At 70.8% G+C, this 9,723-nt stretch carries 10 protein-coding genes; 3 read left to right on the top strand and 7 right to left on the bottom strand.

Going from position 1 to position 9,723, the window contains the following annotated elements:
• Positions 1–201: 201 nt before the first annotated feature.
• On the bottom strand, positions 202–723 hold the full coding sequence (locus tag IE145_RS31715) for a ribosome-recycling factor (RefSeq protein WP_189528876.1): 522 nt from the start codon (positions 721–723) through the stop codon (positions 202–204).
• A gap of 716 nt (positions 724–1,439) precedes the next feature.
• Complete coding sequence (locus IE145_RS31710) at positions 1,440–1,826, bottom strand: ArsR/SmtB family transcription factor (RefSeq protein WP_189528875.1); 387 nt, start codon at positions 1,824–1,826, stop codon at positions 1,440–1,442.
• Between the two features lie 94 nt (positions 1,827–1,920).
• Between IE145_RS31710 and IE145_RS31705 the strand changes: the two genes are divergently transcribed.
• Together IE145_RS31705 and IE145_RS31700 are read left to right on the top strand one after the other, a co-directional pair.
• On the top strand, positions 1,921–3,897 hold the full coding sequence (locus IE145_RS31705; protein ID WP_189528874.1) for a heavy metal translocating P-type ATPase: 1,977 nt from the start codon (positions 1,921–1,923) through the stop codon (positions 3,895–3,897).
• A gap of 237 nt (positions 3,898–4,134) precedes the next feature.
• A complete protein-coding gene (locus IE145_RS31700) occupies positions 4,135–5,019 on the top strand; it encodes an SDR family oxidoreductase (protein ID WP_189528877.1) in 885 nt (294 codons plus the stop codon).
• Here the strand turns inward: IE145_RS31700 and IE145_RS31695 are convergent.
• Both IE145_RS31695 and IE145_RS31690 read right to left on the bottom strand, forming a co-directional pair.
• Entirely contained in the window at positions 5,010–6,176 is a 1,167-nt protein-coding gene (locus IE145_RS31695; protein WP_189528878.1) for an AI-2E family transporter, read from the bottom strand. The two genes, IE145_RS31700 and IE145_RS31695, sit on opposite strands and share 10 nt — an antisense overlap.
• A gap of 194 nt (positions 6,177–6,370) precedes the next feature.
• Positions 6,371–6,565 carry a DUF3046 domain-containing protein gene (locus tag IE145_RS31690; protein WP_006128024.1) on the bottom strand — a complete coding sequence of 65 codons (195 nt, stop codon included), beginning with the start codon at positions 6,563–6,565 and terminating at the stop codon, positions 6,371–6,373.
• Positions 6,566–6,644: 79 nt separating this feature from the next.
• Between IE145_RS31690 and IE145_RS31685 the strand changes: the two genes are divergently transcribed.
• On the top strand, positions 6,645–7,559 hold the full coding sequence (locus IE145_RS31685) for a hypothetical protein (RefSeq protein ID WP_189528873.1): 915 nt from the start codon (positions 6,645–6,647) through the stop codon (positions 7,557–7,559).
• Between the two features lie 70 nt (positions 7,560–7,629).
• Here IE145_RS31685 and IE145_RS31680 read toward each other — a convergent pair whose 3' ends face one another.
• The 3 genes from IE145_RS31680 to IE145_RS31670 all read right to left on the bottom strand — a co-directional run bounded on the left by IE145_RS31680 (position 7,630) and on the right by IE145_RS31670 (position 9,700).
• Complete coding sequence (locus tag IE145_RS31680) at positions 7,630–7,935, bottom strand: AzlD domain-containing protein (protein WP_003965829.1); 306 nt, start codon at positions 7,933–7,935, stop codon at positions 7,630–7,632.
• On the bottom strand, positions 7,932–8,756 hold the full coding sequence (locus IE145_RS31675) for an AzlC family ABC transporter permease (protein ID WP_189528872.1): 825 nt from the start codon (positions 8,754–8,756) through the stop codon (positions 7,932–7,934). The genes IE145_RS31680 and IE145_RS31675 overlap by 4 nt, the downstream gene beginning before the upstream one ends.
• A 95-nt stretch (positions 8,757–8,851) precedes the next feature.
• Positions 8,852–9,700 (bottom strand): AraC family transcriptional regulator, encoded by an 849-nt coding sequence (locus tag IE145_RS31670; protein ID WP_189528871.1) that lies wholly within the window; start codon positions 9,698–9,700, stop codon positions 8,852–8,854.
• Positions 9,701–9,723: the final 23 nt, after the last annotated feature.

Raw genomic sequence — 9,723 nt, 5'->3', positions numbered from 1 at the left:
GACCCGATCAACATGGTTCAGCCCGCTTCGCGAAGATCATTTCGCTGAGAAAACCTCACTGTCTCACTGAACCTTGGGAGATCTCACCGAACTTTGAGATAGGACTACAGAAGACCGAGCCCGGAGGAGCGCCTGGAATACATCCGGCGACACTCCTGGACGGGCTCGGTCGCGTCGATCGCGGTCCCGGGTCCGGGCCTCTCAGTGGTGGAGGGTCTTTTCCTTGTCGGCGACGATCTTGTTGATCTGCTCAGTGCACTGTTCGGCGAGGGACCGCAGTTCCGTCGCTTCCTCGCCGCTGGCGGCTTCCAGGGCTTCCCGCAGTGCCGTACGTACCTGGACGTGCGCTTCCTCGCCACGCCCGGACGCCTCTTTTTGCGCTTGCTTGCGCTGGTCGCTCGTCAGCGGAGGCACAGGAACGCGTACGCTGCCGCCGCCCCCTTCCGGCGTCGGGTTGAACTGCGCGCTACGGATGACCTGGTGGATCGCGTCGGCGTGACTGGGGTCCCAGGGCTTGACCCAGAGCGCGGTCGTCCCGGCGAGGGTGATCGACGCGAGCTGTCCCAGAGGCGTCGACGTGCCGCCCGTCTCCACCCCGAGGCCCTCCAGCAGCCCCGGCCGCGCCCGGCCGTCGGAGATCTTCTGCAAGTCGGAGCGCAGGGCCCCGGAGATCGTCTCCAGCTTCGCCGCGAAATCCTTCTTGGCATCTTCCAGGGTGGGCATCGGCATGTCCTTTCCGCTCAATCCGGCTCGAAGCCTCTGGCTGCCCACGGCAGAAGCGCATAACCCCGGAGCGAAAACCATTACCTCGAACGGGGTACGCCGCAGTCCCGACGGCCTCTACGGCCGCGAGCCGCGCACGGATACGGGTCACCTGCGACTGCACTCCTGTGCCACCGAACCTTGTCCGTTTGCGAACGAACTTTGGCCTAGGCAGGATCAACCCAGACTTCGAAGTCGAGTCCACCGATTCACCCCGGTTCTCGTGGATCGGGGCGACGCCGCTGACCAGAGAATGCGACTCCAGAAGCTCCACGATCAGGTCGCGGATGCCTTCACCGGACGGCCGTTTCGTCGGCGTGATCCTGAGATCCTCCGCGCCCATCCCCGCTTTCCAGTTCATCGCTCGTCCATCTCCCTCTCAACGACAGGCGATCAAACTTCAATGGCAATCGCTCAAGGTTCGGTGTCACAGGACGACGAGTCCGTTCCGCGCCATCAGGATCGAGCCCGCGCCCATGCACTGTGAGCGAATGCGCGGCCGCGTCACCGAAGGTTGATCGCGCCGGCCGGGTGGCCGGACATCGGCCTGTCGACCTGTCGTGATGGTGCGTGCCGTGCGGTCGCGCCGCACGGGCGCCGACGGCACCGACCCCGGGAGGCCGCAGCGGGGATGCGGGGCGGATGGAGCGATCCACCGGTGGATACAGGCGCCCTCGTCAGGGGCCGGCGGTGGCGGTGGCTTCGGGGGCGGGGGTGTCATGCAGCCCGAGACGCAGGTGTTCGACGTGGTAGAGGGCCTGGTCGAGGAGTTCGGCGACGTGGTTGTCGTAGAGGGAGTAGACGATGCTGCGGCCCTGGCGTTCGCCGGTGACCAGGCCGAGGTTGCGCAGCAGGCGGAGCTGGTGGGAGCAGGCCGAGTTCTCCATGCCGACGGCTTCGGCCAGGTCGCTCACGGAGCAGGGGCCTTCCTGGAGCCGGGCGAGGATGTAGAGCCGGGAAGGCGTCGCGAGGGCCTGGAGAGTGGCGGCGACGTCGGCGGTACCGACCGCGTCGAGACGTTCACGCGTTCTGCCGCTGTTGGTGATGTCGCGTCCGTGGCCCATGACCCCATCATAGCGACGACAAGTGAAGACCTGTTCATATGTTCCTGTACGGTGGAGGTGTCGCCCCGTCCCGCCCGTGAAGGGTTGTTTTGTCATGTCTTCTGTCCTGGACCAGCGGTCCGCGCCGCCCGCCGGCGGCCCCCGCCCGGCCCCTCCCCGCCGCCGTACCCGTCTGCTGGCGCTGCCGGAGGCCCGGTGGGCGCTCGCTTCCCTGTTGCTGTTCCTGCTCGCCCTCCCCGTCCACCTGCTGGACGGTCCCGGCTGGCTGTGGGGGACGCTGTTCGCCGCCACGTACGTCACCGGCGGGTGGGAGCCAGGGTGGGAAGGGCTGAAGGCCCTGAAGGACAAGACGCTGGACGTGGACCTGTTGATGGTGGTGGCCGCGCTCGGGGCCGCCGCGATCGGCCAGATCCTCGACGGTGCACTGCTGATCGTCATCTTCGCCACCTCCGGCGCCCTGGAAGCCGTCGCCACCGCCCGGACCGCAGACTCCGTGCGCGGCCTGCTCGACCTCGCCCCCACCACGGCGACCCGGCTCCTGCCGGACGGCACCGAGGAGACGGTGGACACCGGACGCCTGGCGGTCGGGGACACCATCCTGGTCCGGCCCGGAGAGCGGGTCGGCGCGGACGGGCAGGTGATCGACGGGGCCGGTGACGTCGACCAGGCCACCATCACGGGCGAGCCGCTGCCGGTCGCCAAGCAGGCGGGGGACGAGGTGTTCGCCGGTACGGTCAACGGCACCGGGGCCCTGCGGGTGCGGGTGGAGCGGGACCCGTCGGACTCGGTGATCGCCCGGATCGTGAAGATGGTCGAGGAAGCCTCCGAGACCAAGGCCCCCACCCAGCTGTTCATCGAGAAGATCGAGCAGCGGTACTCGATCGGCATGGTCGTCGCGACCCTCGCCGTCTTCGGCATCCCGCTCGCCCTCGGTGACACGCTCGATTCGGCGCTGCTGCGGGCGATGACGTTCATGATCGTGGCCTCGCCGTGCGCCGTGGTGCTTTCCACGATGCCGCCGCTGCTGTCCGCCATCGCCAACGCCGGACGCCGGGGCGTGCTGGCGAAGTCCGCCGTCGTGATGGAACGCCTAGGCCAGATCGACACCGTCGCCCTGGACAAGACCGGCACCCTCACCGAAGGCGTCCCCTACGTCACGAACCTGCGCCCGCTGCCCGGCAGCGACCTGGACGACACCGCTCTGCTGGCCCTGGCCGCCTCCGCCGAACACCCCAGCGAACACCCGCTCGCCCGTGCCGTCGTCACCGCCGCCCGCGAGCGGAACCTCGCCCTGGCCGACGCCGACGACTTCACCTCCACCCCCGGTCAAGGCGTCACCGCCACCATCAACGGCCACACCGTCACCGTCGGCGCACCCGCCCGCCTCCCGGCCCCCGACACCGGCGAGCAGCACCAGGAGGTGGTGGCCGAGCTGGAGGAGGCCGGACGTACCGCGGTCGTCGTCGTCCGCGACGGCGTTCCGGTGGGCGTGCTGGGGGTCGCTGACCGGCTGCGGCCGGACGCGGCGGCCACTGTCGCCGCCCTCACCCGCCTGACCGGCCGCGCGCCCGTCCTGCTCACCGGTGACAACGAGCGCGCCGCCCGCCGTCTGGCCGCCGAGGTCGGCATCACCGAGGTCCGCGCCGGTCTGCTGCCCCAGGACAAGGTCGCCGCCGTCAAGGAATGGGAAGCTCAGGGCCGCAAGGTGCTGGTCGTCGGTGACGGCGTCAACGACGCCCCCGCCCTGGCCGCCGCGCACTCCGGGATCGCGATGGGCAAGGCAGGCTCCGACCTCGCGCTGGAGACCGCCGACGCGGTCGTGGTCCGCGACGAACTGGCCACCATCCCCTCCGTCGTTCAGCTCTCCCGCACCGCACGCCGCCTCGTCGTCCAGAACCTGATCATTGCCGGAGCCTTCATCACCGTCCTGGTCGCCTGGGACCTGACCGGAAACCTCCCCCTCCCGCTCGGAGTCGCCGGCCACGAAGGCTCCACCGTCATCGTCGGCCTCAACGGCCTGCGTCTCCTGCGCGAAGCCGCCTGGCCCCGCCTCACCCAGGACACCGCGTGAGCAAACGCACCCGCCGTGCCGCCCCCACCACAGGGGGCGGCACAGCCCACCGTCGCCGTCTGCCGGGGCTGCTGCTGAGGCACCCCCAAGATTCCGCCCTCCGGCAGAGCGTCGGACGGTTCACCGACCGCCTGCACACCTGAGCGTATCGCCCTATATTCGGTCGGTATGGGAGCATCCACGGAACCCGGAACCCTCCGCGGCGGGCAACATCCTGGGCCCGACCTGGCCGGGCGTGTGGCGCTCGTCGCCGGAGGGACCCGCGGGGCCGGGAGAGGCATCGCCGTCCAGCTCGGAGCCGCCGGGGCGACCGTGTACGTGACCGGCCGGACCAGCGGTTCCGAGCGCTCCGAGATGGACCGGCCCGAGACGATCGAGGAGACCGCGGCCCTGGTCGACGCGGCGGGCGGGCGGGGGATCGCCGTCCAGGTCGACCATCTGGTCCCCGACCGGGTCAGGGCGCTCGTGGCCCGGATCGCGAGCGAGCAGGGAGCCCTGCACCTCCTGGTGAACGACATCTGGGGGGCGGAGATCGAGTGGGACAAGCCGGTGTGGGAGTCGTCCCTCGACACCGGACTGCACACCCTGCGGCTGGCCGTCGACACTCACGCGATCACCAGTCACTTCGCGCTGCCGCTGCTGATCGAGACACCGGGCGGGCTGGTCGTCGAGATGACCGACGGGACGGACGAGTACAACGCGTCCCACTACCGCGTCTCGTTCTTCTACGACCTGGCGAAGGCCGCGGTGCACCGGATGGCCTTCGCCCTCGGCCATGAACTGGCACCGCACGGCGCGACGGCCGTGGCGCTCACCCCCGGGTGGCTCCGGTCGGAGGCCATGCTCCAGGCCCACGGGGTGACCGAGGCCACCTGGCGGGACGCCGTCGCGCACGCTCCCCACTTCGCGATCTCCGAGTCACCCGCGTACGTCGGCCGTGCCGTGGCCGCCCTCGCCGGTGATCCCGACGTGGCCCGGTGGAACGGCAGGTCGCTCTCCAGCGGGCAGCTCGCCCAGGTGTACGGCTTCACCGATGTGGACGGGGACCGGCCCGACGCCTGGCGCTATCTGACCGAGGTCCAGGAGCCGGGTCTCCCGGCCGACGTGACGGGCTACCGCTGACGCGGCCCGTCCGACGGGCCCTCCGCTCCCCCTCGGCCGACGGCACCGGGGCCTCTCAGCAGGCGGCTCAGGCGCGATGCCAACGGCCTCCCGGGCACGCGGCTGCTTCCGCCGTGCACACGCGGATCGTCGGTGACGTCGTACCGCTTCACATAGGCGCCGAGGAACGCCTGGAGCGTGGCGATGGCCGGGATGGCGACCAGCGCACCGACCGCGCCGAGCAGGGCCGTGCCCGCGATGACCGATCCGAAGGCGACCGCGGGATGGATGTCGACGGTCTTCGCGGTCAGCTTGGGCTGGAGCACGTAGTTCTCGAACTGCTGGTAGATCACCACGAATCCGAGCACCCACACCGCGAACCAGGGGTCGACCGTGAAGGCGATCAGCATGGGCAGGGCGCCCGCGAGATACGTGCCGATGGTGGGGATGAACTGCGAGACGAGTCCGACCCAGACCGCGAGCGCCGGGGCGTAGGGCACCCCGAGAATCACCAGCAGGATGTAGTGCGCGACACCGGAGATCAGCGCCATCAGACCGCGCGAGTAGATGTACCCGCCGGTCTTGTCGACCGCGATCTCCCAGGCGCGCAGCACCTCGGTCTGCCGGGCCGGCGGCAGGACGGAGCAGAGGGCACGGCGGAGCCGGGGGCCGTCGGCCGCGAAGTAGAAAGAGAACAGGAAGATCGTCAGCAGCCGGAACAGCCCGCCGATGACCGTGGTGGAAACGTCGAGCACTCCGGTGGCGCTGTTCTGGACGTACTTCTGCAACCAGTCGGAGTGCAGCAGGCTGTCCTGGACCTCGACCCGGGAGAGTTCGGTGTGGAAGGTCTGGTTGATCCAGTTGATCACCGAGTCGATGTACTTGGGGAACTCGTCGACCATGTCGACGATCTGGCCCGCGAGCATCGATCCCAGCAGCACCACGAACCCGACCCCGAAGATCGTCAGGCCCAGGAAGACGAGAAACGTGGCGAACCCTCGCCGTATGCCGCGACTCGCCATCCGGCCGACCGCGGGCTCGATGGCGAGCGCGAGGAAGAACGCGATCAGCACGTTCGTCAGCAACCCGATGAGCTGGTCGAACGCCCAGCTGCTGAGCTGGAAGCACGCATAGAGCGCAAGGGCCAGCACCATCGCACGCGGCAGCCAGCCGGGCATACGGACCCCACCGGCACCGGACGGCGGCGCGGGTGGCGTGGCCGGCGGAACGGGCGGGGCGGCGGACGGCTGGGCCGGGGCGCTCTCGTCTGTCGATGACACGGGACAAGTCTCGCCCACGCCACGGACAGCCGGTCCCCCGCCCCGAACCGGCCGCTCCGGCTCCGCTCCCGCCGAGAACGGGGCCTACGGGCTCAGCGCTTGTCCGCCGGAACGTCCATGGCCGCACACACCCCGCGCCAGACGTCCTTGGCGTCCCAGCCCGCCTCCAGGGCCTGGTGCACCGTGCGACCGCCGAGCTCGGCCATCACATGGTCACGGGCGAAGGAGTCCGCGTACGCCGCACCGAAGTGGTCGGCCATCCGCTCCCAGAAAATCGTCAACCGCATGCCATCAGTATCCCGCTCCTGAGAGTGCAGCAGGTCCACCTGGCATGTGCCCGGGCTCTTCGCCCTCTACGGTCGGTCCATGGCTGGAACCGGAGCACACACCCTTGCCCGTGCCGAGCAGTTCATCTGGCTCACCGCCCGCGTCCTCGAACAGAGGAGGTTCGCCCATGCCTTCCTGGACGGAGACCCCGACGCCGTCGAGACGGCCCTGACCGCCTACCTGAACAAGGACGGCGGCTACGGTCACGCACTGGAACCGGACCTGCGGGGCCCGGTCAGTCAACCGCTGCACACCGCCCACGCACTGAGCGTTCTCGACTCGATCGACCGCTGCGACGGACAGCGCGTTGAACGGATCTGCCGTTATCTGACCGATGTGTCAACCAAAGAAGGCGCGCTGCCCGCTCTGCTGCCCACGCAGCGTGGCTATCCGGCGGCACCGTTCATCCCGATCGTGGACGATCCGCCGCCGGAGCTGCTCGCGACCGGCCCGGTCGTCGGGCTGCTGCACGGGAATCAGGTGTGGAACGCCTGGCTGTTCCGGGCGACGGACTTCTGCTGGAGCGCGGTCGAGGCTCTGGAGCAGTCGCATCCCTACGAGGTCGAGGCCGCGGTCGCTTTCCTGGACGGCGCCCCGGACCGCGCCCGCGCGGAGGTGACGGCCGACCGCCTCGGCCGCCTGGTGCGCGAACAACGGCTGGCGGTGCTCGACCCCGCCCGGCGCGAGGAGTACCCGGTGGCGGCCGGCTACGCCCCCGGCGAGCACCACTTCCCGCACGACTACGCCCGTACGCCCGGGTCCCTGGCCCGCCGCTGGTTCACCGACGAGGAGCTGGAGCGCTCGCTCGACCACCTGGCCGCCGAGCAGCAGGACGACGGCGGATGGCCCGTGACCTGGCGTCAGTGGGCTCCGGGAACCGCGTTGGAAGGGCGCCCGCTGGTGACACTCAGGGCCTTGGAGACGCTCCGCGCGTACGGTCGCCCGCTCGGCTGACCCCGCGGCAGGCCCGCACAGGACTCGGCGAACCTCGGTGGCAGGCCGACAGAAGCACCGGGCCGTCCGCTCAGGCCAGCGCCCGTACGCCCGCCGTGACGAGAACGCCCGCGCCGACGACGACCAGGAAGGGAGCGCGAAGGACCAGGGCGAGTGCCGCCGCGCCGAGGCCGGCGGCACGGGCGTCGAGGACGAGCTGCTGGCCGTCGCCGAAGGTCTGCTGCGCGGTGAGTGCCGCGAGCAGCGCCACGGGCAGGAGGGCGGCCATCCGCTGGACGAGCGGCCGTTCCAGTACGCCCGCGGGGACCAGCAGGCCCAGGAGTTTGGCGAGGTAGCAGCCCGCCACGGTCAGTCCGATGGCGATCCAGACGTTCATGAGTGCCGCTCACCCTTCTTCCGCTGTGTCACTGTTCCGTCCGAGCCCTTCCCGTCGCCCGGCCCCTTCCTCTTCCGTCCCATGAGGAAGAGGACTACGGGCGCGGCGAGCGCCGAGAGCAGGACGGGCACCCCCGCCGGCAGCACAGGCAGCAGGGTCAGGGCCAGGACGACGGCCAGTCCCGCCGTGACGCGTTCGGTGGTGCTCGTGAGCATCGGCGCGAGCAGCGCGAGGAACACCGCGGGGCTCGCCGCGTCGAGACCCCACGCGTCGGTGTCGCCCAGCGCCTCGGCGCCCAGAGCGCCCACCAGGGTGGTGAGGTTCCACAGTACGTACAGGGTGAGTCCGGTGACCGTGAAACCGATACGCGCCGCCCGCCGGGTGGGCTGGGGCAGGGTGACCGCGGTCGTCTCGTCGATGACCCAGTGGGCGGCGAACGGACGCACCGCCCGGGGAAGGGCGAGCAGTTGGGAGAGTCGCAGCCCGTAGAACGCGTTCCGAACGCCCAGGAAGAACGCTCCGGCCGCCGCGGTGTACGGGTTGCCGCCCGCCGCCAGCGCCCCGACCAGGGCGAACTGCGAGGCGCCGGTGAAGACGAGAAGGCTCAGGACGCAGGTCTGGAGCAGGCTGAGGCCGGAGCCGGCGGAGGTGACGCCGAAGGCGAAGCCGGAGAGGCCGACGGCGATGCCGACGCCGAGTGCGTCCCGGACGACGGCCGCGTCCGGCTTGTCCGGTCGGGCCTCGGACGCCGGGCCGGGCGGGCCTGCGGCTATGGCACCGGGCGTGCCGGTGCTCTCTGGGGGTGCTGTCTGTTCTGCCACGCCCGGAACGCTACGGGGATCTCCGGGGCCCGGTCTTGTACGTTCTTGCACACCCGCCGACCACCGGTTTCCCGCTCTCCGGCACCACGGGGTCCTCACCCACCGGGGCGCAGCACTCCCCGCTCGCGCTGGTATGCGCCCGGCGGCACCCCCACGATCCGGGTGAAGTGCCGATTGAGGTGCGGCTGATCCGTGAAGCCGACGGCGGTCGCGGCCTCGGCCGGGGCGACCCCCGCGTCGAGCATGCGGCGCGCCCTGCGCACCCGGGCGTCCGTGAGCCAGGTGTGGGGCGGCATCCCGTACTCCTTCTTGAAGGCCCGCAGCAGCGCGAACGGGCCGGTGCCCAGCTCGGCGGCGAGCGTCTCCAGCGTGGGCGGGTCGGCCATGCGCTCCTCCAGCACGGCGCGGGCCCGTCCGGCGTTCCGCGCGCCCCCGGTGTGCGCGGTCAGCCCGGGCAACGGGCTGCCGTGCCGGCCGATGAGCCGGGTGACCAGGATCCGCAACAGGCTGTCGGCCGCCAGCGCGTTGCCCTCCTCCGCCGCCCGGTGCACCTCGGTGATCAGCCGGGAGGCGTGGGGGTCGGTCACCCGGGTCTCGGCGAAGCCGACCGTGCCGCGCAGGGACGTCACCTCGGCCGCGATGTCGTTGACGACCTGCGCCGACGGGTAGAGCGTGGAGTACGCCCAGCCCTCGGGCGCCCCGGAGCGGGCGGTGTGCGGCACCTCCGGGTTGATCATGACGACGGTTCCGGGGACCGCGTGGACCGTGCCGCCCGGCAGCCCCACGTCCTCCACCCCGCCGGTGACCGCTCCGAAGACATAGCCCTCGTGGCTGTGGCGGGGGAAGGTGTGGCGGACGTACCGGGCGCGCAGCAGATCGAGGTCGGGCAGCGCGGCGTACTGCCAGTGCCGTGCCCACTCACCCGCGCCGTCCGCTCCCGCCATGGGGCCATTCTCGCAGGTCCGGG

This window comes from Streptomyces sindenensis (assembly GCF_014649035.1).
Classification (GTDB): Bacteria; Actinomycetota; Actinomycetes; order Streptomycetales; family Streptomycetaceae; genus Streptomyces; species Streptomyces sindenensis.
Note: the sequence above shows the minus strand (reverse complement) of the source record. Positions and strands in the feature narration are given on the sequence as shown.